We start from the raw sequence: 21,881 nt of genomic DNA, 5'->3' as shown, positions 1-21,881 counted from the left end.
CGGCCTACCTGATCAGCCCTGCTCCGCGGCAGCGACGAGCCGTCGGTGCTCGTCGTCGTCGACCGGGACGGCTTCGTCGACGAGCAGAACCGGGATCCCGTCGTCGATGCGGTACTTGCGCTTCAGCCGCGGGTTGTAGAGGCATCCGTCGACAAGCAGCAGCGGTCCGCGGTCCTGCGGACAGACGAGGATGGCGAGCAGGGTGTCGTCGAGTGCCATTCGCTCAGCGACCGGGCATCGGGAAGATGTTGTTGCCGTCGCGCTGCATCGGGTTGTTCGGCCCCCATGCCGGTCCGCCCATGCCGACCTGCGGGCTGCCCGGGGTGGCGACCGGCGGGGCGCCGCCGCCCGACGGCATCTGGGTGGCGGACTGCGCCATCACCTTGCGCTGGTAGACCAGCGTCGACTGCAGTGCCTCGATCAGGGGCTTCTGGTTGGGACGGGCATCGAGGCCGGCCTTGAGTGCCTGCGCGTTGGCCATCGACGGACGGATCCCACGCTGGCGCAGCGTCATCACCTGTTCGATCAGCTTGGAGACCTGCCCGCCGCTGGCCCCCGTCTGGTACTCGTTCGAGATCATCATCAGGAGCTGGTCCGGCGAGATCCGCGGGGCCGGGGGCTGTTCGGCCTGGGTGGTCGGCTGCGCCGACGCGATCGGGGCCACACCGGTGACCGTCCCGAACGCCAGGGCGGCGCCGAGGAGGGCACCGGTCGCCAGCCGGGACAGCGACCGGCCGTCGGTGCTGTGGTGCGAAGTCATGAGTCCTCCAGCGCGTTGGGGCCTGCCGATTCGGCGAGCCTAACAGTGTGCCGCGCGGCGGGCATCACTGCTGAGTGCCCCCGAGCTCGCTCCGCACAGCAGCGGTCAGCCGCTTGTACCGATGGGTATCGGGGTCCAGGTACCAGGCGTTACGCGACGGCTTGGGCACGCCCTGTTTCTGCAGCGGGCCGGCGAGCGGCCGGAAGGTGGTCGTCAGTGTCATGTCGGTGACGACGTGTACGATGTCGGGGCCGGTGCCGACGGGAATGTCGGCGAGCGCCTCCGACAGATCGGCGGACGGCACACTGCCGCCGGGCCGCAGCGACAGCGCGGTCACCGCGAGGGTCCGGCCGTCGCTCTCCACCCCGTACGTCACGGCCATGTCCACCGCTCCCAGCCTGCCCACGGCGTCGTTGACGGTGGCCGCGTACACGACGCCGCGCGGGGTGTGGATCACCGCGGCGCGGTTGTCGACGAGCCAGTAATCACCGTCCTCGTCGCGGCGGAACAGGTACTCGGTGGACACCCAGGTGTCGGCCGGCGCGAACACCCCGCGCTTGACCGACGCCAACGGGTCGACCGGTCCCCGCGGGTGCGCCAGCAGCACACCGACCTCGTTGACCTCGGCCCGGCGCACGAAGCCACGCTCGTCCTCGAGGATCAGGTTGTCCTCCGGGTCGTAGGCGGCCAGCGCGATCTCGCCGCCGCCGGGCAGTGGTCTGCCCTTGCTGCCGATCTTGGCGCCCTTGACGTTGGCCAGGACGGCCTGCCCGTCGGTGGTGGCGAAGAACTCGACGACGTTGGCGGGGGCGAACACGTCGACGACCCGCTTCCAGAGACCGGCCGGCATGCCGGCGCCGATGAAGAGCCGGACCGGATGGCTTCCACGCAAGGAGAATCCGGGATCGTCGATGACCTCGCGCAGCATCGCCCATGTGTAGGACACGACGGTGACGCCGTACTGCCGGATCTCCTGCACGAACCTGTCCGGGCGCAGCTCCCTCGACAGGGCGATGCGGGAACCCCCCACGACGGCGCCGCCGAGGCTGACCAGCAGGCCGGACTGGTGGTGCAGCGGCGTCAGGCAGTACACCGTGTCGCTGCGGCTGAGGTTGGCCGCCGATGCGGTGCCGAAGGCCGACAGCGCCCATCGGTAGTTGGTGATCTGGCGGGCGACGAGTTCGCCGCTGACGGTGCTGAACCCGATGAACGCCAGGTCGCGGGCGAGGCCGGGGTTGGGCCGGTACCACCCCGGCAGCTCGACGGCGTCGGGGTCGATCTTCTCCATGTCGATGATCTGGCCGGAGTCGGGCACATCCAGATCGCGGGACTCTCCGCCGCCGAGGACCAGGACGCGCATGTCCAACGCGCCGGCCGCCGCGAGGTTGCTCGGGTCGGCGATGATCTCGGTGACACCGCCGAGCCGGGCGGCCTCTGCCAGGTCGGAGTCCGGCGGCATCAGGACCGCCACGGCGCCGAGCCGTGACAGCGCCGCGATCGCGACCAGCGCGCTCGGCCGGGTCTCCATCAGCAGCCCGACGCGGGCACCCTGCCGCACACCGACGTCGATGAGTCCGCGCACGACGTTGTTGATGCGCCGGTCGACGGCCTCGAAGGTGTGCACGCGACCGTCGAACAGCAGCGCCTCGCCGTGGGGCAGATCCCGCGCCTGCTCACTCATGATGCGGCCCAGCGAGATCCGGGTGTGGTCGTTGACCTGGCCCAGCCGCGCCAGCCGCGGCAGGGTGCGGGCGGTTTCGACGGCCAGCGTGCGGGCGGACTTGTTCGCCGTCACCAGTGCGTCGGCGGCCGACCGGGCGAGGCTGAAAGCCATCTCGGTGGCGGCCGTCGCACTGTGCGCGAGGCGCGACGCCAGTGTGACGCCGCTCTCGGTCGGCTCGGCCGGTTGCAGCGCCATCGGGGACACCCCGTCGGGCATCGACCCGCCGCCGTCGAGCCAGCGCACCCACTCCGCCACCGCGGGCCAGGTCTCGGTGCTCGCCTTCGAGCCGACAACGAGGCCGAAATGCCCTGCGCGGATGAGGAACTCGTAGACGTCTGCTTTGGGTGCGGCCCTCTTGATGCCGCGTACCGCGGCCGGCTGGCCGATGTCGTCGACCTCACCGATCACGGCCAGCACCGGGACGTCGATGTCGGACAGCGTGACGAGGTCGCCGCGGATCGCGAAGCCGCCGGTCATCATCCGGTTGTGGGCGATGAACTGTTTGAGCAGCTCCGAGATCGCCGGACCCGACCACGCGATCCAGCCGTCGGACGCCAGGAACCGGCGCTGCTGTTCACGCGGCAGCAGCGCCTCGCGGTCGTGTAACTGGCGGAGGAAGTCGATGCGCGACTGGGCGGTCTTGATCGGGTCGAGCATCTGAAAACCGGTGCGCGCCAACCATCCCGGGATGTCGATCCGGCTGAACACGTGGTCGGCCATGAAGTCGGCGGCCAGCGGCGCGAGACTCGGCGGCAGGTTCATCGGCAGGGCGGCCAGGGTGTCGACCGGTGCGCCGAACGCGGCGATGCTGGCCAGGTCCTTGGACCGGCGGTACGCCGCGGTCTGGTAGGCAAACATGCCGCCTTGGGAGTACCCCGCGAGATGGACGTCGCGGCCCGTCACCGTCTTCACGGTGTCGATCGCCTCGCTCAGCGCCACGACGTGGTCGGCGAGGTTGCGCTGCATGCCGCCCTCGATCTTGTCGGGCGATCCGAAGTCGATGACCCACGGGTCCAGTCCGGCGCGGTGCAGGATGCCGACGGCGCCGTCGTCGCGGGTGACGTCCCACATGTCGGCCGACATCATCATCGGGTGGACCATCAGCACCGGGGCGCCGGGTGTCTTGGCGCCGGGCCGGGAGTCGGGCGGGAAATAGCGCCGCAGCCGGTACATCGGGACGCTCTCGATGATCTGGAACGGCGACGGGACCGCGCCGGTCTCCAGCCCTCCGTACCGCAGGACCTCCAGACCGTTCTGTGCGGTCGCGACCAATCGTCCGACCGGTCTGGTGATCGCGGAGAGGTCCACCACCGAGTCACGCTCCTATCTCCCGTTGCGATCAGCCGAATCCCCGCGACTGCATCGTGATCACGATGATGGCACAACCCCCGCCTATCATCGGCGCCTGATGGCAAACCTGATCAACCTCGAAAAGGTCACCGTGGGCTACGGGACCCGCACGTTGCTCGACGCTGTCAGCCTGGGCGTGGAGGAAGGCGACGTGATCGGCGTCGTGGGCCGCAACGGTGACGGCAAGACGACGCTGCTGAAGATCCTCACCGGAGTGCAGGAGCCGGACTCGGGCCGTGCCACGCACACCTCCGGCCTGTCGGTGGGTTATCTGCGCCAGGCCGACGACTTCGAGAGCGGCTCCACGGTGCGCGACGTCATCGTGGGTGGCAGACCCGACCACATCTGGGCCGCCGACTCCGACACCCGCGCCGTGGTCGAGCATCTGCTGTCCGGGGTGAGCCTGGACGCCCCGGTGGCGACGTTGTCCGGCGGCGAGCGTCGCCGGGTGGCACTGGCCGAGGTGCTGCTGGCCGGACACGACGTGCTGGTTCTCGACGAGCCGACCAACCATCTCGACGTCGAGGTGATCGGGTGGCTGGCCGGACACCTGACCGCCCGGCCCGCCCGCGCACTCGTCGTCGTCAGCCACGATCGCTGGTTCCTGGATGCCGTCTGCACCGGGATGTGGGAGGTGCACGACGGTGTCGTCGACGCCTACGAAGGCGGGTATGCCGCCTACGTGCTGGCCAGGGCCGAACGGGCCCGGGTGGCCGCGGGGACCGAGACCCGGCGCCGCAACCTGATGCGCAAGGAACTGGCGTGGCTGCGCCGCGGCCCGCCGGCCCGGACGTCGAAGCCGAAGTTCCGCATCCAGGCCGCCAACGATCTGATCGCCAACGAGCCACCGCCGCGCGATTCCCTTGTGCTGCAACGGTTCGCCACGACCCGGCTCGGCAAAGACGTGTTCGATCTGCATCGGGTGCGGCTCGAGGTCGGCGATCCCCCACGTGTACTCCTCGACGGCGTCGACTGGTCGATCGGCCCGGGGGCGCGCATCGGACTGGTCGGCGTCAACGGCACCGGCAAGACGTCGGTGCTGCGGCTGCTGACCGGTGAGTTGAGCCCCACTGCGGGGACGGTCAAACGCGGCAAGACCCTGCGCATCGGGCACCTGAGCCAGGCGTTGAAGGATCTCGACGGATCACAGCGCGTGCTCGACGCGGTCGAGGACCGCCGCCGCGTCACCGAGCTGGCCGGCGGCGGGGAGATCAGCGCGGACACGCTGCTGAAGGACTTCGGCTTCGTCGGCGACAAGCTGACCACCCGGATCGGTGAGCTCTCCGGCGGTGAGCGGCGCAGACTGCAGTTCCTGCGGCTGCTTCTCGACGAGCCGAACGTGCTGCTCCTCGACGAGCCGACCAACGATCTCGACATCGACACCCTGACGGTGATCGAGGACTATCTCGACGGGTGGCCCGGCACGCTGATCGTCGTGACCCACGACCGGTACTTCCTCGAACGGGTCAGTGACGTCACCTATGCGCTGACCGGAGGCGGCCGCTGCGACATGCTGCCCGGCGGCATCGAGCAGTACCTGGCCGGCCGGGCCGCGGCCGGGACGCCGGCGCCGTCGAAACCCGAACCGGACCGCGGCGAGACTGCCGCGGCCCGGGACCGTCGCACCGGCAAGGAGATGGCGCGCATCGAGGGTCAGCTGACCAAGCTCGACGACCGGATCGCCGCACTGCACGAGTCGATGGCCGAGGCCGCCGCCGACCATGTGCGGGCCGGGGAGCTCAATGCGGAGTTGAGCGACCTGCTGGACCGCAAGACCTCGCTGGAGGAGGCATGGCTGGCCGTCGCCGAGGAGAGCGGATGACCCAGCTGCTGGCGCCCTTCGTGCTGTTCCTGAGGTACTGGCCGCAGCTGGCGGCCTGTTACCTGCTCGGCATGCTGGGCCGCCTCGCGGCGATCGAACTGGCCGCCTGGCTGGGTTGGGACAACAGCCTGTGGGCGTCGCTGATCATGCCGTTCGCGGGTATCGCCCGGCTGGGGTCGTTCGTGGCGATGTTCTTCATCGTCAGGCACGGTGTCCCCGCGCTCGCAGCGCTGCCGGCGCGCTCCGCCCGTCAGGTCGATCTGTTCGCGACGGTGATCGTGCCGTTCTTCGCGATCTACCTCGCCTGGCAGATGTTCAGCGAGGACTGGCTGGCTTTCGAGGCCCGTGCTCTGGACTACCGGATCGGCGACGCGATGATGACACCCGGTGCCGCCGAACTGAATCCGGAGTCGCTGCCGGTGTCGGCGGCCACCTGGGTGGTGATCGGCGCGGCGCTGGTGGTGCGCTACGCGCTGTCCTGGTTCAAGGACGCCCTGCCCGGTTGGGTCTTCGGTGTCCGGATCTATGTCGACGCGCTGTGGGTGTTCCTGGTGCTGTCGCTCTCGGTGAACCAGGGCCTGACGTTCGTGCTCAATCCGGGCGGATGGTTGGCGCAGCGCCGGATCGTGGTGTGGTTCAACGACACCCGTGAGGCCGTGTTCTCCCACTTCGGTCCGTTGGAGAGCGCGTGGGACACGGTGATGTGGGCCCTGCGGACCGTGTTCGGCGGAGCCGCGGTTCCGCTGGTGTGGCTCGCGGTGGCCGGCATCGTCTATGGCGTGTCGGTGACGGCGCCCTGGCGCGCCGCGGCCCGGCGGGTCGCCGGCGAACGTGCGTGGCGGGTGGTCGACCGCACGGCGGAACGGCAGAAACAACTGCACAGCAGGTGGCAGCGGGTACCTCGCAAGATCCGCCGTGAGGTCGGCGATTACGCCGAATCGCAACTGGGCAAGTTCAAACCCATCGTCGATTCGGGCCGCATCCTGCTGCACGGCGGGATCGTCGCGTTGTCGCTGTACGTGCTGGCCTATCTCGGACTGGCGTGGCTGGACATGTCGGGAAGCTTCTACCGTCCTCAACTGGGACCGGGGTACCTGTTCCGGGGCATGGCCTGGGTGCTGGGGCCCCATCCCCAGCAGTTCTGGGCGGGCGCGGCCGATGTGCTCGCCCTCATCTCACATCTGATCGTGGAGCCTCTGCGCATCTGCCTGATCGCCGCCACGCTCGGCTACTGCCTGCAGCGTGTCCCTACAGATCGAGCCGAACCAGGATCTGTCCGTCCGCTGTCGTGACGTCCAGTGCGGTCGGTACGACATCGCCGGGGACGTTGAAGGCCCACTGCAGCGGGCCGGGCCGGGCGCAGTTGAAGCTCGACCCGGAGGCCGGCGTGACCGCGAAGTCGACCGGAGTCTGTCCGCGCCAGCGATGTTCACCGTCGGTGAGGACCGCGACGCACATCCCGTCGACGGGCGGACCGTCGCGGTCGACGGTGACGAGCGTGAGCACGGTCCCGTCGGGGAGCGGCGTCGCGCCGGGCGGTACGCCGTCGCCGAGATGCCGGATGTCGCCGATCGACCAGCGTCGACCGTCGATGACCGCTGACTCCCCCGCGGCGACGACGTGCCGGGGATCCACGGTGGCGAGGTACGCCGTCCACGGCGACCACCACGTCGTGCCGGCGAGCACCGACACCCCGGCCGCGGCCACGACGCCCCCGATCACGTTGCGCTGCCACAGCGGCAGTGACCGGCTCACGCGGCCGACTCCATCGGGCGGATCACCACGGGATCGTCGCGCACCACGTCAGACAGCGGGATCGTGACCACGACGCGGGAGTCGAGCCTGCTGTCGCCCTGCCACACCTGCAACGACACCTCCGTCACGGCCTCCAGCCGGTCGGGAGCCACGTCGAACACCCACGAGCCGTTCTGGGTGATACCCGGGGCGACCTCGCCGCCGAGCTGTGCGGTCCAGAATCTGTCGGTCGGCACGTAGGTGTCCGGGCCGACCCGCAACTCGGTCACCGGTTTGACGAACATCGTCGTGGCGTCGACTGCGGCGTCGACGACCAGCCACTGCCCTGCGGCCTCTACCACCGGCTTGCCGCGCTGCAGCGCAGTCGGCGCCAGCCTGGCCCCGGTCACGGTCACCGACAGCGACCGACCGGTGACCGTCTGTCCCGCCGCGCCGTCGACGTCGAACGGCGCCCACACCTGGGTGGGCACCGGAAGGTTGTGCCACAGGAACGCAGACGCCGCGACGGCCGTCGTGGCGGCGAGCGCCCGCAGGACCGCCGCGCGCGTCATCACGTCGCGACCTTCACCGGCAGGGCCACCTCGCCGTAACCATCGACGGAGACCCAGCGCTCACCGTAGGTGACGAAGCCTTCCTGGAACTGCTTGCGCGACACCCGCAACGTGACGACATCACCTGTTGCCAGCGCATTGTCGGGTAGTTCCCAGACGAAGGCCAGCTTCTCCTGCAGCCCCGGACCGAGCCAGATGATCGGGGAACCGTCGGCCACCCGCCTCACCCCGACGAACGTCGCGTCGGGCTGGTCGCGCAGGTCGAACTCGTCGGCGAGCCGGCCGGGAACCGTGCCGTCGTTGCGCATCGTCGAAACCAGCCCGAGATATCTGCGCCCGGGTTGTGTCTTCCCGAGAACGACTGGGCCTGCACGTAATTCGGGGACGACGGTGGCCCGGTCGGCGGTCAGCGTGAACTGGCCGTCGTCGAACTCCTCGCCCGGGGCGAAGGAGGTCCGGTCGGTGTCGACGGTGTCGAGGCCGCCGAACAACGCGGCGACAGCCAGGATCGCCGCGACGCCCACCTTCCACCACTGCCGCAGACCGCGTTCCGACACCCAGCGCCGCACGCGGCTGCCTACACCGCCGGCGGTGGCCTGGTCTGCGGAGGGGACCCCCATACCGGAGGATCCTAACGACCCGTTATCGACGCAGCCTCCGGCGAAGCTCGTCCGCGGTATCGCGCACGGCGCCCAGCTGCCTGGCGACCTGAATCGGGGCGGTGCCGCCCCGGGCATCCCGGGAATTGACCGAGCCCTCGGTGCTCAGCACGTCGCGGACCTCCGCCGTCAACTCGGGATGGATCCCCGCGAGCTCCGCGTCTTCGAGTTCCTTGAGCCCGACGCCGCGGGCCTCCGCGGCGCGCACCGCGGCACCGGCGGCCTCATGGGCCACCCGGAACGGCACACCGCGCCGCACCAGCCACTCCGCGACGTCGGTGGCCAGGGTGTAGCCCAGCGGCGCGAGCTCGGCCATCCGGTCGACGTCGAAGCGCAGGGTGGCGACCAGGCCCGCCATCGCGGGCAGCAGCAGCTCCAGCTGGGCCACGGAGTCGAAAACCGGCTCCTTGTCCTCCTGCAGATCCCGGTTGTACGCCAGCGGCTGCGCCTTGAGCGTCGCGAGCAGACCGGTCAGGTTGCCGATCAACCGGCCGGACTTGCCGCGCGCCAGCTCGGCGATGTCGGGGTTCTTCTTCTGCGGCATGATCGAGCTGCCCGTCGACCACGCGTCGTGCAGCTCGACGTAGCCGAATTCCGTGGTGCTCCACAGGATGACGTCCTCGGCCAGCCGGGACAGATCGACCCCGATCATCGAGAACACGAACGCCGCCTCCGCGGCGAAGTCCCGCGACGCGGTGGCGTCGATCGAGTTGTCGGCGGCGGCGGCGAAGCCGAGCTCCTCGGCGATCGCGTCGGGATCAAGGCCCAGCGACGAGCCGGCCAGCGCCCCGGATCCGTACGGCGACACCGCGGCCCGCTTGTCGAAATCGGCGAGCCGGTCGACGTCGCGCAGCAGCGGATGCGCGTGGGCGAGCAGATGGTGGGCCAGCAACACCGGCTGCGCGGACTGCAGGTGGGTCTTGCCCGGCATGATCGCGGTCGGATGCGCCGCGGCCTGCGTCGTCAGGGCGCCCACCACCTCCAGCACGCCGTCGGCGACGCGGCGGACCGCGTCGCGCAGCCACAGCCGGAACAGCGTGGCCACCTGGTCGTTACGCGAGCGGCCCGCCCGGAGCCGGCCTCCGAGCTCGGGGCCGACGCGGTCGATCAGACCGCGCTCGAGCGCCCCGTGCACGTCCTCGTCGGAGACCAGCGGACCGAAGCTGCCGTCGGCGACGTCGGACCCCAGGCTGTCCAGCCCGGCGAGCAGGCCGTCGCGCTGCTCCTCGGTCAGCAGTCCCGCGCGGAACAGCACGCGGGCATGCGCTTTCGACGCCACCACGTCATACGGTGCGAGCACCCAGTCGAAGTGTGTCGACTTGCTCAGCGCGGCAAGGGCGTCCGCGGGTCCGTCGGCGAAACGCCCGCCCCACAGCGAACCCTCGTTGGTGCTCATGGAGTCACTTCCCCGCCAGGTCCCGGCGTGCGGACAGGCTCGACGACAGACCGTGCACGTGAACGAAGCCCTTCGCCGACGACTGGTCGAAGGTGTCACCCTCGTCGTAGGTGGCGAGGTTGAAGTCGTACAGCGATTCCGAGCTGCGCCGACCGTTGACCGCGATGTGCCCGCCGTGCAGCACCAGCCGGATCTCTCCGCTGACATGCTCCTGGGTGTTGGCGACGAACGACTCCAGCGCCGACTTCAGCGGTGAGAACCACAGTCCGTCGTAGACCAGCTCACCCCACTTCTGGTCGGTCAGGCGCTTGTACCGGCCCAGTTCACGCTCCAGGGTGACGTGCTCGAGCTCGGTGTGGGCGGTGATGAGCACCATCGCGCCGGGGGCCTCGTAGATCTCGCGGCTCTTGATGCCGACCAGACGATCCTCGACGACGTCGAGCCGGCCGACGCCCTGCGCGCCGGCACGCTCGTTGAGCTGCTCGATGGCCTGCAGGACGGTCACCGGGTTCCCGTCGATCGAGACCGGAACACCCTTCTCGAAGCCGACGACGACCTCGTCGGGGCTGCTCCAGTTGACCGTCGGGTCCTCGGTGTAGTCGTAGACGTCCTTGGTCGGGGCGTTCCACAGATGCTCGAGGAAGCCGGTCTCGACGGCGCGACCCCAGACGTTCTGGTCGATCGAGAACGGGGAGCGCTTGGTGACGTTGATCGGGATCGCGTTCTCCTCGGCGAACGCGATGGCCTTCTCCCGGGTCCACGCGTAGTCGCGGACCGGGGCGAGGACTTTGAGATCCGGTGCCAGCGAGGCGAATCCGACCTCGAAGCGGACCTGGTCGTTGCCCTTGCCGGTGCAGCCGTGGGCCACGATGCCACCGCCGTGCTCCCGGGCGGCGTCGACGAGGTGCTTGACGATCAGCGGCCGGCTCAGCGCCGACACCAGCGGGTAGCGGTCCATGTAGAGCGCGTTGGACTGGATCGCCGGCAGGCAGTACTGCTCGGCGAACTCGTCGCGCGCGTCGACCACGACGGCCTCGACGGCGCCGCAGTCGATCGCACGCTGGCGCACGACCTCCATGTCCTCACCGCCCTGACCCAGGTCGATGGCCACGGCGACGACCTCTTTACCGGTCTCCTTACCGATCCAGCTGATGGCCACCGAGGTGTCCAGGCCTCCGGAGTAGGCCAGGATGACGCGCTCGGACATAACGAAACTCCTTCTTGTCACTGCTATTAGGTCTTGGCGAGATTCTCGATGGTGACGGCCAGTTCGGCGCCGGTCATCGGCTCGCGCGCGATCACCAGGATCGTGTCGTCTCCGGCCACCGTGCCGACCACATACGGCAGCGCGGCCCGATCCATGGCACTCGCGAGGTAGTGCGCGGCGCCCGGCGGGGTGCGCAGCACGGCGAGATTACCGCTGGCGTCGGTGGACACCAGCAGGTCCCCGAGAAGCCGCGTCACCCGTTCGGTACCGCCCGCCACCCCGCGCACCGGACTGCCGTCCTCCGGCACGACGTACACGCCCACACCGCCGTCGGCGCCGCGCAGCTTCACCGCGCCGAGTTCTTCCAGATCGCGCGACAACGTCGCCTGCGTGACGTCGATCCCCTCGTCGGCGAGCAGCGCCGCGAGTTCGGTCTGGCTGTGCACCGACTGGGCCGACAGCAGCGAGACGATCCTCGCCTGGCGGCCGGCGCGGGTGGTCGCCGCTGTCACGGCAGGACTCGGGTGTTCATGCGGGCGGTCACGAGCGTTCCAGCAGCCAGACGAGCAGCGCCTTCTGCGCGTGCAGCCGGTTCTCCGCCTCGTCCCACACCGCGCTGCGCGGGCCGTCGATCACCTCGTCGGTGATCTCGTGTCCGCGGTGCGCCGGAAGACAGTGCAACACCACCGCTTCCGAATCAGCGCGGCCGAGCAGGTCGGCGTTGACCTGGAACGGACGGAACGGCCGGACACGGTCGAGTCCGTCGTTCTCCTGCCCCATCGAGGTCCAGGTGTCGGTCACCAGCACATCCGCACCGTCGGCGGCGCGCAGCGGATCGTCGATGACCGCGACCGTGGCTCCGGTCTGGTGTGCGCGTGTCTCGGCAGCGGCGATGAACATCGGATGCGGTTCGAAGCCGCGCGGCGCGGCGATCGTGACGTCGACGCCCGCGGTGACACCGCCCAGCATCAGCGAGTGCGCCATGTTGTTGGCTCCGTCGCCGAAATAGGCCAGCCGCAGGCCCTTCAACGATCCCTTGCGCTCGATCAGCGTCTGCAGGTCCGCCAGCACCTGACACGGGTGGAACTCGTCGGACAGCGCGTTGACGATCGGAACGGAAGCGCCGCTGGCCATCGCGGTGAGCCGCTCCTGTGCGAAGGTCCGCCACACGATCGCGTCGACGTAGCGCGACAGGACCGCGCCGGTGTCCTCGAGCGTCTCCTCCCGGCCCAGCTGCGTGCTGCGGCCGTCGACGACCACGGCGTGACCGCCGAGCTGGGCGATCCCCATCTCGAACGAGAACCGGGTGCGCGTGGAGTTCTTCTCGAAGATCACCGCGACGCCGCGCGGCCCTTCGAGGGGCCGCCGGCTGAATGGGTCCTTCTTGAGCGCGGCCGCGAGCGCGAGCACCTCGGCCTGCTCCTCGGGGGTCAGGTCGTCGTCGCGCAGGAAATGCCGGGTCATGATTGTGCCGCCTTGTCGAGGATGCGCGGCAAGGCCGCGAGGAACGATTCGACCTCGGCGTCGGTGATCACCAGTGGCGGAGCCAATCTGATCACGTCGGCCGCTGCCGCGTTGACGAGGAATCCGGCATCGCGGGCCTCGGCCTCGACCGACTTGGCGGCGTCGGCGGTCAGCACGATGCCGCGCAGCAGCCCCAGTCCCCGGACGTGGTCGACCAGTGGATGGTTCAACGCCTCGATGCCGTGGGCGATGGTCTTGCCGAGAATGTCGGCGCGTTCGACGAGGCCGTCGTCGGCGAGCACCTTGAGCACTGCCAGCGCCGCCGCCGTGCACACCGGGTTGCCGCCGAAGGTGCTGCCGTGCAGCCCGGGGGTGAGCAACTCGGCGGTGTCCCCGATCGCCAGGCAGGCGCCGATCGGCAGCCCGCCGCCGAGTCCCTTGGCGAGCGTGACGACGTCGGGGGTGATGCCGTCGTGCCGGTGGGCGAAGAAGGCTCCGGTGCGGCCGACGCCGGTCTGGACCTCGTCGAGGATCAGCAGCGCGCCGTGTTCGGCGGTGATCTCGCGTGCCGCCACCAGATAGCCGGCGGGCGGGACGACGACGCCGCCCTCTCCCATGATCGGTTCGAGGAACACCGCGGCGGTCTCCGAATCGACGACGGCGCGCAGCGCGTCGACATCCCCGTAGGGCACGTGGGTGACGTCGCCGGGCAGCGGTTCGAACGGCGCCTGTTTGGCGGGCTGCCCGGTCAACGCCAGCGACCCCATCGTGCGTCCGTGGAAGGCTCCCTGCGCAGCAACGAGTTTCGTGCGGCCGGTCAACCGGGTGATCTTGAAGGCGACCTCATTGGCCTCGGTGCCGGAATTGCAGAAGAAGACCTTCGCGGGCACACCGAGCAGGTCGACGAGCGCTTCGGCCAAGGCGACACCGGGTTCGGTGGCATAGAGGTTGGAGGTGTGTCCGAGCGTGTTCATCTGACGGGTCACGGCCTCGATCACCGCGGGATGCCGGTGGCCGAGCACGTTGACCGCGATGCCGCCGAGCAGGTCGATGTAGGACTTGCCGTCGGCATCGGTGACGACGGCGCCCTGCCCGCTCGCCAGTGCCAGCGGCGGGGTGCCGTAGTTGTTCATCATGACCGCCGACCAGCGGTCCAGCAGTCCGGGCCGGTGCTCGCCGGTCATGACCTGACCACCTTCGTCCCTGCGCCCTCGTTGGTGAACAGTTCGACGAGCACGCAGTGCTCCACGCGGCCGTCGATGACGTGGGCGCTGGGCACCCCGCCGTCGATGGCGCGCAGGCACGCCTCGATCTTGGGCACCATGCCCTCCTCCAGGGTGGGGAGCAGTTCGGCGAGCGCGTCGGAATTGATCTGGTTGACCAGCGATCCGCGATCAGGCCAGTCGGTGTAGAGGCCTTCGACGTCGGTGAGCATCAGCAGCTTCTCGGCCCCCAGCGCCTCGGCCAGCGCCGCAGCCGCGGTGTCGGCGTTGATGTTGTAGACCAGACCCGCGGTGTCGGGGGCGATGGTCGACACGACGGGAATCCGCCCGGCGTCGATCAGGTCGAGCACGGCATCGGTGTTGACCCGCTCCACGTCGCCGACCAGGCCGATGTCGGTGGCGACACCGTCGACCATCACGGTGCGGCGCACCGCGGTGAACAGATGGGCGTCCTCGCCGGTGATTCCGACGGCGTAAGGACCGTAGGCGTTGATGAGGTTGACCAGCTCACGGCCGACCTGCCCGAACAACACCATCCGTGCGACCTCGAGGACCTCGGGGGTGGTCACGCGGAATCCGCCCTTGAAATCGCCTGCGATGCCGAGCTTCTTGAGCATCGCCGAGATCTGGGGCCCGCCGCCGTGCACGACGACCGGATGGATCCCGCAGTTGCGCAGGAACACCATGTCGGCAGCGAACGCGGCCTTGAGCCGGTCGTCGGTCATCGCGTTCCCGCCGTACTTGACCACGACGATCTTGCCGTTCAGCGCCGTGAGCCACGGCAACGCGTCGGCGAGCACCTGTGCCTTGTCGGGTGTCGTCAGGCTCATGAGCTGTACGCCGAGTTCTCTTCGACGTACGCGTGGGACAGGTCGGTGGTGCGGATCGACGCGGTTCCGGAACCGACGCCGAGATCGACCACCACGTCGATCTCCTCACCCGACAGATCGACGTCGCGGGCGCCGGGGGCGCCGACACTGTCCACACAGACCGGAGAACCGTTGAACGACACGGTGATCCGATCGGCATCGAGTTTGACCGGCGCCATCCCGACGGCGGCGAGCACCCGGCCCCAGTTCGGATCCGAGCCGAACAACGCGGTCTTGACCAGGCTGTCGCGGGCGATGACCCGGGCGGCGGTCACCGCGTCGTCCTCGCTCTCGGCGCCGGTCACGGTGATCAGCACCCTCTTGGTGACGCCTTCGGCGTCGGCCTGCAACTGCGCGCAGAGGTCGTCGCACACCCGCAGCACCGCCTCGTCGAGCGCGGCCTGACTCGGGGTCACCTCGCTGGCGCCCGAGGACAGCAGCAGCACCGTGTCGTTGGTGGAGCAGCTGCCGTCGACGTCGAGGCGGTCGAAGGTGCGTGCCGCCGCGTTCCTCAGCGCGGACTGCAGCGCCTCCGGGCCGGCCGCGGCGTCGGTGGTGATGACGCACAACATGGTCGCCAGCGACGGGGCGAGCATGCCCGCACCCTTGGCCATCCCGCCCACCGTCCAGTTGTCTGCGTGGTGCAGCGCAACCTGTTTGGGGACGGTGTCGGTGGTCATGATCGCCCGCGCGGCCTCTTCCCCGCCGCTGAGGCCGCCGGCCATCTCCTGCACGATCTCCCGCACCCCCGCCGACACCTTGTCCATCGGGAGCCGGTCGCCGATCAGCCCCGTCGAGCAGACGGCGACCTCGATGGCACCGGTCTCGGTCCCCCAGGCCGACAGTGCGGCGGCGACGGCCTCGGCGGTCGCGTGGGTGTCCTGGAACCCGCCGGGCCCGGTGCACGCGTTGGCCCCTCCGGAATTGAGGATCACCGCGCGCAACCGGCCGGTGGTGAGCACCTGCTGCGTCCACAGCACCGGCGCGGCTTTGATTTTGTTGCGGGTGAACACTGCGGCGGCGGAGTGGTCGGGTCCCTCGTTGAACACCAGGGCCAGATCGAGCTTGCCGGACGCCTTGATGCCCGCGGCGATCCCGGCCGCGCGGAAGCCGGCCGGGGCGGTGACGCCCTGGGTGCGCAGCATCCGCGTCACGGCGCCAGCCCCACGGTCGAGAGGCCTTCTGCCTCGGGCCAGCCCAGGGCGAGGTTCATCGACTGCACGGCGGCTCCTCCGGTTCCTTTCACGAGGTTGTCGATCGCGGCGATCGCGAGGAACGTCGACGCGTCCTCGTCGACCGCGATGGCGAGCTGGGCCGCATTGCTGCCGGCCACGGCCCCGGTCTTCGGCAGCCGCCCGTCCGGGAGCAGGTACACGAACGGTTCATCGGCGTAGGCCTTCTCGTAGGCGGCCCGGATCTCCGACACCGGCGCATCGGTGCGCGCCGTGCAGGTCGCCAGGATCCCCCGCGAGGTCGGGATCAGCACCGGGGTGAACGACACCGTCACCGCCGAGCCCGACACAGCGCGCAGCCCCTGCGCGATCTCGGGGGTGTGCCGGTGCTTGCCGCCGATGTTGTAGGCGCGCGCCGAACCGATGACCTCGGCCCCGAGCAGGTCCACCTTGGCGGCGCGCCCCGCCCCCGACGTCCCGCTGACCGCGACGATGGTGACGGCGGGCTCGACGAGACCCGCCGCGAGCGCCGGCCACAGCGCGAGCAGCGCGGCAGTCGGGTAACACCCGGGTACCGCGACGCGCTTGGTGTCGCGCAGCCGTTCGCGGCCGCCCGGCAGTTCGGGAAGCCCGTAGGGCCAGCTGCCCGCGTGCTCGGAGCCGTAGAACCGCTGCCAGTCGCCGGCGTCGGTCAACCGGAAATCGGCACCGCAGTCGATGATCAGGGTGTCGGGCCCCAGTTGCTCGGCCAGCGCCGCCGAATGCCCGTGCGGCAGACCGAGGAACACCACGTCATGGCCGGCGAGCACGCCGATCTCGGTCGGCTCCAGCGTCCGGTCGGCGAGCGGAAGCAGATGCGGATGGTGCTCGGCGAGGGATGTTCCGGCACTGGCGGCCGCGGTCAGGGCCCCGATGGTCAGCCGGCCGTCGGTATAGGCAGGATGGCCGAGGAGCAGACGGAGGATCTCTCCGCCGGCGTAACCGCTGGCACCGGCGACTGCGACGGTAGTCATCCCACGATGATGCATGGTTATGCATAGAGATGCAAACTCATTTATTGGAGGGTTCTTCACATGGTTGAACGGGTCGCCGTGGTCGGCGGCGGCATCCTCGGCGTCGCGGTGGCCCGGGAGCTGACCCGGCGCAGCCCGGAGGCCGCGGTGACGGTCTTCGAGAAGGAAGACCGGCTCGCCTCGCACCAGACCGGGTGCAACAGCGGCGTGGTGCACGCGGGGCTGTACTACGAGCCCGGCTCGGCCAAGGCGGTCCTGTGCCGGCGTGGTGTCGGCCTGCTCGAGCAGTACTGCGCCGAGCACGCGATCGAACGGATCGCCTGCGGCAAGGTGCTCGTCGCACGCGACGAGCACGAGCGCGCCCGGCTCACCGGCATCGAGGACCGCGCCCGGGCCAACGGGGTGCCCGGTGTCCGCGTCATCGGCCCGGCGGAGCTGCGAGAGATCGAACCGCACGTCCGCGGTGTCGCCGGGCTGCACTCACCGTCGACGTCGATCGTCGATTTCGCCGCGGTCACCCGATCCCTGGCCGATGATGCGCGCGCCGTCGGCGCGGAGATCCTGCTGGGCCGTGAAGTCACCGGGATGCGACTGCACGCCACGGAGGTGGTCGTGCGCACGCAGACCCCGGACGGGGTCGCCGAGCGGCCGTTCGACCGGGTGGTCGCGTGCGGCGGGCTGCAGTCCGACCGGCTGGCCGAGATGGCCGGTGACGGGCCCGAGCCGGTGATCATGCCGTTCCGCGGCGAGTACTACGCGCTCAGACCCGAGCGTCGTGGACTCGTCAACGGACTCGTCTACCCCGTGCCCGATCCGCGCTACCCGTTTCTCGGGGTGCACCTGACGCCGCGCGTGGACGGCGAGGTGCTGATCGGACCCAACGCCGTCCTGGCCCTCGCCCGAGAGGGCTACACCTGGAGGGACGTCTCGGCGTCGGATCTGGCGGGGGTGGCCCGTACGCCCGCGTTCTGGCGCTTCGCGCGCCGGCACTGGCGCACCGGCATCACCGAGATGTACGGATCGCTGAGCAGACGGCGATTCGTCGCCGCGGCGCGCGCCTACGTCCCCGAACTCGGAGACGACGACGTCGTGCCCGCCAGGGCGGGTGTCCGCGCCCAGGCCCTCGACCCCGACGGTGGACTCGTGGACGACTTCCGGATCAGCGTCCGCGACCGGATCGTGGTACTGCGCAACGCGCCGTCACCCGCGGCGACCTCCGCGCTGGCCATCGCCGAGCATGTCGTGACGGCAGTGCTCGGCGAGGACGATCAGCGACGCTGAACCGCGCCGACGCGTTCCTCGGCCAACGCCACCGCGGCGTCGCGTGCGGCGCTGGCCTCTTCCTCGGTCAGGGTTCGGTCGGACGCGCGGAAGCGCAGCGCCAGCGCCAGCGAGCGCCGGCCGTCCCCGATCTGTGGTCCGGTGTAGACGTCGAAGATCCGGACGTCCTCCAGGAGTTCACCGGCGCCGGCACGCACGGCGTCGACGACGCTCTGGGCCGACACGTCATCCCCGACGATCAGCGCGACGTCCTGGAAAACCGCTGGGAACGGCGAAACCCGCGGGGCGGGAAGGGTTTCGGTGAGCGGCACCGCGTCGAGATCGATCTCGACCGCGCAGGTCCCCTTCGGCAGACCCGAACGTTCGACGACGGCGGGATGCAGCTGGCCGGCATGGCCGACCACCACGTCGCCGATGAGCACCGCCGCACAACGTCCCGGGTGCCAGGGCAGCGTCTGGTCGGCACGCAGGGTGAAGTCCACCCCGACCGCACGGCCGATCACCCGCACGGCCTCGAATGCGTCGGCCGCCTCGACCCGGCGTCCCGCCCCCCAGGGACCCGCAGGCTCCCGGAGGCCGGTCAACACGGCTGCGACGTGCTGAGGCTGATGCGGCAGAGACGCGTCGAGCACCGCGATCTCGTCGTCGGTCGGCCGACGGTCGTTCGGGATGCGCTCCACGGCACGGGTTTCCGACGTCGGCTCCACCACCTGCTGGATCGCGAACAGCGCGACGTCGACGGCACCGCGGGACACGTTGCGGGCCAACGCCTCCAGCAGCCCTGGGAGCAACGTCGTCGCCAGGCTCGGGCGGTCCGCTTCGAGCGGATTGAGCACCGTGGTGGTGTCGCGTCGCCGGTCGTCGGCGTCCAGACCCCACTGATCGAAGATTCCGGCAGGCAGGAACGGGGTTGGCAGGATCTCGACGAAGCCGCTGAGCGCCAACGACTTCCCGATCGCACGGCGGCGCTTCTGTGTCGCGGTCAGGCCGCGACCGGCAGGCGCTGTCGGCAGCACCGACGGGATGACGTCGAGACCCTCGAGGCGCATCACCTCTTCGACGAGATCCGCGGGCTGGCGGATGTCGGGCCGCCAGCTCGGCGGCGTCGCGGTGAGGAGCTCCCCCTGGACGACGACGTCCGCGCCGATCTGCGTCAGCCGCTTCTGCGCCGCGCCCTGCGGATATTCGACGCCCGCCGTGCGGTCGGGCAGATCCACGGGCATCGACACCGGCGCGGGAGACCAGTCGTCTCGAGGCGGGTCGCCCCGCCAGTCGGTCAGCGTGGGTTGGACTGTGCCACCGGCGATATCGGCGAGCAGCGTCGCGCAGCGGTCCAGGGCGGCCACCGAGATCGCCGGATCCACCGTGCGCTCGTAACGCCGTCCCGCCTCGCTGTGCAGTCGGAGGCGCCGCTGCGTGCGCGACACCGCGGCCGGATCCCACACCGCGGCTTCGAGCAGCACGTCGGTGGTGCTGTCGCGGACCTCGGTGGTCCCCGCACCCATCACGCCGCCGATCGCGGCGGTGGCGGCGTCGTCGACGATCAGCACGTCGACGGTGTCGAGTGTGCGCTCGACATCGTCGAGCGTCACCACGGTCTCGGCCGGCTCGGCGAATCGGACGCGGAAACCGCCGGTGATGAGGCTGCGGTCATGGGCGTGCATCGGATGGCCGAGCTCCAGCATGACGTAGTTGGTCACATCGACCGCCGGCGAGATCGCCCGGATGCCGCTGAGCAGAAGTCGGCGCTGAAGCCACCACGGCGACACGGCTTTCGGGTCGATCCCGGTCACCGGGCGCAGCCCGAAACGCTGGACACCGGTGCCCGGGTCGATCGTCACCGGCAGCGCCTCCCCCTCGGCGGGCAGGGGCGCGACGTCAGCGGGGTCTGTGTAGTCCAGATCGAAGGCGTTGGCGATCTCGCGGGCGAGTCCGCGCACCGACAGGCAGTAGCCGCGGTCCGGGGTGATGGCGAGGTGGAACACCACATCGTCGAGGCCGAGCACGCCGGCGGCCGGGGTACCCGGTTCCGCGGTCCCGGGCGGCAGGACGAGGATGCCGGAATGGTCGGACCCGAGGTTGAGTTCGGAGACCGAGCAGATCATGCCGTCGGAGGTGCGGCCGTAGGTCTTGCGGGTGGCGATCGCGAAGTCTCCGGGCAGCACCGCGCCAGGCAGCGCCACGACGACCAGGTCGCCGACAGCGAAGTTCGTTGCCCCACAGACGATGTCGCGAGGTGCGCCGGCCACGTTCTCGGAGCCGACGTCGACCTTGACCGCCCTGATGGGCTTCTTGAACTCGGTCAGCTCCTCGATCTCGACGACGCGACCGACGGTCAGGGGACCCGTGACGGGACCGGCCGGGATGATCTCCTCGACCTCGTGACCGATGCGGATGAACGCCTGCTCGAGCTCTTCGGGAGACACGTCCCAGCCCGGTGCGCCGGCCTGCACGGTGTCGCGGAGCCAGCTGTACGGAATGCGCATCAGGCGCCCACCCCGAACGGCAGCGAGAACCGGACGTCGCCTTCGACCATGTCGCGCATGTCCGGGATGCCGTTGCGGAACTGCAGCGTCCGCTCCAGGCCCATACCGAACGCGAAGCCGGAGTACACCTCGGGATCGATACCGCAGGCGCGCAGCACATTCGGGTTGACCATGCCGCAGCCGCCCCACTCCACCCAGCCGGGTCCGCCCTTCTTGTCGGGGAACCAGATGTCGACCTCCGCCGAGGGTTCGGTGAACGGGAAGAAGTGCGGCCGGAACCGGGTCCGTCCCTGCGGGCCGAACTCCGAACGCGCGAATGCGTCGAGGGTGCCGCGCAGGTTGGCCATCGTCAGCCCCTTGTCCACCGCCAGACCTTCCACCTGGTGGAAGACCGGGGTGTGGGTGGCGTCGAGTTCGTCGGTGCGGAACGTGCGCCCGATCGACACGATGTAGACCGGCAGCTCCCGCTCGAGCAGCGCACGGATCTGTACCGGGGAGGTGTGGGTGCGCAGCACCTGCCGCGAGCCGTCCGGCGCGACCTGGAAGGTGTCCTGCTCGCTGCGCGCCGGATGGTCGGGCGGGAAGTTGAGTGCGTCGAAGTTGAACTGTTCGGTTTCGACCTCGGGCCCTTCGGCCAGTTCCCAGCCCATCGCGACGAAGGTGTCGGCGACGCGTTCGGCGAGGATCGTGATCGGATGCCGTGCGCCGACGGGCTGGCGCGTCGACGGCAGCGTGACGTCGATGCGCTCGGCGACCAGCACCGCGGCGTCACGCTCGGCCCGCAGCACGGCGAGGCGCTCGTCGTAGGCCGTCTGCGCCTCGGTGCGCGCCACGTTGACCCGCTTGCCGGCATCGGCGCGCTCGGTCTTGGGAAGCGATCCCAGCGCCTGGCGCGCCAGTGCGATCGGCGATCGGTCCCCGAGGTACTCGGTCTTGGCCTTCGCGAGGTCCTCCAGGGTCGAAGCCCCGTCGAAGGCACGGCGGACTGCGCTGACGGCGTCGGCCAGCGCTCGGTCTGATAGGTCTACTGGCTGCTCAGCCACCCGGCCATCCTAGGGGATGCGTTCGCGCCCACTTCGCCTGCATTTGCCGCACGGCGGAGATACCCTCGCGCGGTACCGATCCGGGCGTCCCGCTGCCGGTAGCGGAC

The 21,881-nt window shown here is 70.0% G+C and carries 19 protein-coding genes; 3 read left to right on the top strand and 16 right to left on the bottom strand.

The window, feature by feature from the left end; all coding sequences use genetic code 11:
• Window positions 1-12: 12 nt before the first annotated feature.
• From DYE23_RS13855 to DYE23_RS13845, 3 genes are all read right to left on the bottom strand, one after another.
• Window positions 13-219 carry a Trm112 family protein gene (locus DYE23_RS13855; RefSeq protein ID WP_011894373.1) on the bottom strand — a complete coding sequence of 69 codons (207 nt, stop codon included), beginning with the start codon at window positions 217-219 and terminating at the stop codon, window positions 13-15.
• A 4-nt stretch (window positions 220-223) separates the two neighbouring features.
• Window positions 224-760, bottom strand: coding sequence for a hypothetical protein (locus DYE23_RS13850; protein ID WP_011894374.1), 537 nt, complete (start codon window positions 758-760; stop codon window positions 224-226).
• A gap of 64 nt (window positions 761-824) precedes the next feature.
• On the bottom strand, window positions 825-3,791 hold the full coding sequence (locus tag DYE23_RS13845; RefSeq protein WP_115327426.1) for an acyl-CoA synthetase: 2,967 nt from the start codon (window positions 3,789-3,791) through the stop codon (window positions 825-827).
• Window positions 3,792-3,891: 100 nt separating this feature from the next.
• Here DYE23_RS13845 and DYE23_RS13840 point away from each other — a divergent pair, with 100 nt between their 5' ends.
• A complete protein-coding gene (locus DYE23_RS13840; RefSeq protein WP_115327425.1) occupies window positions 3,892-5,655 on the top strand; it encodes an ABC-F family ATP-binding cassette domain-containing protein in 1,764 nt (587 codons plus the stop codon).
• Window positions 5,652-6,947: a hypothetical protein gene (locus DYE23_RS13835; protein ID WP_011894377.1), complete on the top strand. Its 1,296-nt coding sequence runs from the start codon at window positions 5,652-5,654 to the stop codon at window positions 6,945-6,947. The genes DYE23_RS13840 and DYE23_RS13835 overlap by 4 nt, the downstream gene beginning before the upstream one ends.
• Here DYE23_RS13835 and DYE23_RS13830 read toward each other — a convergent pair.
• Genes DYE23_RS13830 through argC form a run of 11 tightly spaced genes read right to left on the bottom strand, consistent with a single transcriptional unit; the run spans window position 6,904 to window position 16,964 of the window.
• Window positions 6,904-7,410: a hypothetical protein gene (locus DYE23_RS13830; RefSeq protein WP_011894378.1), complete on the bottom strand. Its 507-nt coding sequence runs from the start codon at window positions 7,408-7,410 to the stop codon at window positions 6,904-6,906. The two genes, DYE23_RS13835 and DYE23_RS13830, sit on opposite strands and share 44 nt — an antisense overlap.
• Entirely contained in the window at window positions 7,407-7,961 is a 555-nt protein-coding gene (locus DYE23_RS13825; RefSeq protein ID WP_011894379.1) for a DUF4352 domain-containing protein, read from the bottom strand. Before DYE23_RS13825 ends, DYE23_RS13830 begins: the two co-directional genes overlap by 4 nt.
• On the bottom strand, window positions 7,961-8,581 hold the full coding sequence (locus DYE23_RS13820) for a hypothetical protein (RefSeq protein ID WP_115327424.1): 621 nt from the start codon (window positions 8,579-8,581) through the stop codon (window positions 7,961-7,963). The genes DYE23_RS13825 and DYE23_RS13820 overlap by 1 nt, the downstream gene beginning before the upstream one ends.
• Window positions 8,582-8,603: 22 nt before the next feature.
• Window positions 8,604-10,016 (bottom strand): argininosuccinate lyase, encoded by a 1,413-nt coding sequence (gene argH / locus DYE23_RS13815; protein ID WP_115327423.1) that lies wholly within the window; start codon window positions 10,014-10,016, stop codon window positions 8,604-8,606.
• 4 nt (window positions 10,017-10,020) lie between these two features.
• Window positions 10,021-11,223 (bottom strand): argininosuccinate synthase, encoded by a 1,203-nt coding sequence (locus DYE23_RS13810; protein ID WP_011894382.1) that lies wholly within the window; start codon window positions 11,221-11,223, stop codon window positions 10,021-10,023.
• A 26-nt stretch (window positions 11,224-11,249) separates the two neighbouring features.
• The gene (locus tag DYE23_RS13805; protein ID WP_011894383.1) at window positions 11,250-11,735 is read right to left on the bottom strand and encodes an arginine repressor; all 486 of its coding nucleotides are present in this window, start codon (window positions 11,733-11,735) and stop codon (window positions 11,250-11,252) included.
• A gap of 28 nt (window positions 11,736-11,763) precedes the next feature.
• Window positions 11,764-12,687 carry an ornithine carbamoyltransferase gene (argF, locus tag DYE23_RS13800; protein ID WP_011894384.1) on the bottom strand — a complete coding sequence of 308 codons (924 nt, stop codon included), beginning with the start codon at window positions 12,685-12,687 and terminating at the stop codon, window positions 11,764-11,766.
• Entirely contained in the window at window positions 12,684-13,871 is a 1,188-nt protein-coding gene (locus tag DYE23_RS13795) for an acetylornithine transaminase (RefSeq protein WP_011894385.1), read from the bottom strand. Before DYE23_RS13795 ends, argF begins: the two co-directional genes overlap by 4 nt.
• Window positions 13,868-14,740 carry an acetylglutamate kinase gene (gene argB, locus DYE23_RS13790; protein WP_011894386.1) on the bottom strand — a complete coding sequence of 291 codons (873 nt, stop codon included), beginning with the start codon at window positions 14,738-14,740 and terminating at the stop codon, window positions 13,868-13,870. The genes DYE23_RS13795 and argB overlap by 4 nt, the downstream gene beginning before the upstream one ends.
• Window positions 14,737-15,924 carry a bifunctional glutamate N-acetyltransferase/amino-acid acetyltransferase ArgJ gene (gene argJ / locus DYE23_RS13785; protein WP_115328963.1) on the bottom strand — a complete coding sequence of 396 codons (1,188 nt, stop codon included), beginning with the start codon at window positions 15,922-15,924 and terminating at the stop codon, window positions 14,737-14,739. The genes argB and argJ overlap by 4 nt, the downstream gene beginning before the upstream one ends.
• A 5-nt stretch (window positions 15,925-15,929) precedes the next feature.
• Window positions 15,930-16,964: an N-acetyl-gamma-glutamyl-phosphate reductase gene (gene argC, locus DYE23_RS13780; protein WP_081437673.1), complete on the bottom strand. Its 1,035-nt coding sequence runs from the start codon at window positions 16,962-16,964 to the stop codon at window positions 15,930-15,932.
• Between the two features lie 60 nt (window positions 16,965-17,024).
• On the opposite strand from argC, the gene lhgO reads away from it, so the two are divergent.
• Complete coding sequence (lhgO, locus tag DYE23_RS13775) at window positions 17,025-18,245, top strand: L-2-hydroxyglutarate dehydrogenase (protein WP_115327422.1); 1,221 nt, start codon at window positions 17,025-17,027, stop codon at window positions 18,243-18,245.
• Here lhgO and pheT read toward each other — a convergent pair.
• Together pheT and pheS are read right to left on the bottom strand one after the other, a co-directional pair.
• Complete coding sequence (gene pheT, locus DYE23_RS13770; RefSeq protein WP_115327421.1) at window positions 18,233-20,731, bottom strand: phenylalanine--tRNA ligase subunit beta; 2,499 nt, start codon at window positions 20,729-20,731, stop codon at window positions 18,233-18,235. The genes lhgO and pheT overlap by 13 nt on opposite strands.
• Window positions 20,731-21,774: a phenylalanine--tRNA ligase subunit alpha gene (gene pheS, locus DYE23_RS13765; RefSeq protein ID WP_115327420.1), complete on the bottom strand. Its 1,044-nt coding sequence runs from the start codon at window positions 21,772-21,774 to the stop codon at window positions 20,731-20,733. The genes pheT and pheS overlap by 1 nt, the downstream gene beginning before the upstream one ends.
• Window positions 21,775-21,881 lie beyond the last annotated feature (107 nt).

Source organism: Mycolicibacterium gilvum (assembly GCF_900454025.1).
GTDB lineage: Bacteria > Actinomycetota > Actinomycetes > Mycobacteriales > Mycobacteriaceae > Mycobacterium > Mycobacterium gilvum.
This window is presented reverse-complemented; position numbering and strand designations above follow the sequence as displayed.

Bases quoted from the DNA above. Each gene is read 5' to 3' on its own strand.
- DYE23_RS13855 (WP_011894373.1), bottom strand. From the start codon at position 219: ATGGCACTCGACGACACCCTGCTCGCCATCCTCGTCTGTCCGCAGGAC.
- DYE23_RS13850 (WP_011894374.1), bottom strand. From the start codon at position 760: ATGACTTCGCACCACAGCACCGACGGCCGGTCGCTGTCCCGGCTGGCG.
- DYE23_RS13795 (WP_011894385.1), bottom strand. From the start codon at position 13,871: ATGACCGGCGAGCACCGGCCCGGACTGCTGGACCGCTGGTCGGCGGTC.
- DYE23_RS13810 (WP_011894382.1), bottom strand. From the start codon at position 11,223: ATGTCCGAGCGCGTCATCCTGGCCTACTCCGGAGGCCTGGACACCTCG.
- lhgO (WP_115327422.1), top strand. From the start codon at position 17,025: ATGGTTGAACGGGTCGCCGTGGTCGGCGGCGGCATCCTCGGCGTCGCG.
- argF (WP_011894384.1), bottom strand. From the start codon at position 12,687: ATGACCCGGCATTTCCTGCGCGACGACGACCTGACCCCCGAGGAGCAG.
- DYE23_RS13835 (WP_011894377.1), top strand. From the start codon at position 5,652: ATGACCCAGCTGCTGGCGCCCTTCGTGCTGTTCCTGAGGTACTGGCCG.
- DYE23_RS13820 (WP_115327424.1), bottom strand. From the start codon at position 8,581: ATGGGGGTCCCCTCCGCAGACCAGGCCACCGCCGGCGGTGTAGGCAGC.
- argJ (WP_115328963.1), bottom strand. From the start codon at position 15,924: ATGCTGCGCACCCAGGGCGTCACCGCCCCGGCCGGCTTCCGCGCGGCC.
- pheT (WP_115327421.1), bottom strand. From the start codon at position 20,731: ATGCGCATTCCGTACAGCTGGCTCCGCGACACCGTGCAGGCCGGCGCA.
- argC (WP_081437673.1), bottom strand. From the start codon at position 16,964: ATGACTACCGTCGCAGTCGCCGGTGCCAGCGGTTACGCCGGCGGAGAG.
- argB (WP_011894386.1), bottom strand. From the start codon at position 14,740: ATGAGCCTGACGACACCCGACAAGGCACAGGTGCTCGCCGACGCGTTG.
- DYE23_RS13825 (WP_011894379.1), bottom strand. From the start codon at position 7,961: ATGACGCGCGCGGCGGTCCTGCGGGCGCTCGCCGCCACGACGGCCGTC.
- DYE23_RS13840 (WP_115327425.1), top strand. From the start codon at position 3,892: ATGGCAAACCTGATCAACCTCGAAAAGGTCACCGTGGGCTACGGGACC.
- argH (WP_115327423.1), bottom strand. From the start codon at position 10,016: ATGAGCACCAACGAGGGTTCGCTGTGGGGCGGGCGTTTCGCCGACGGA.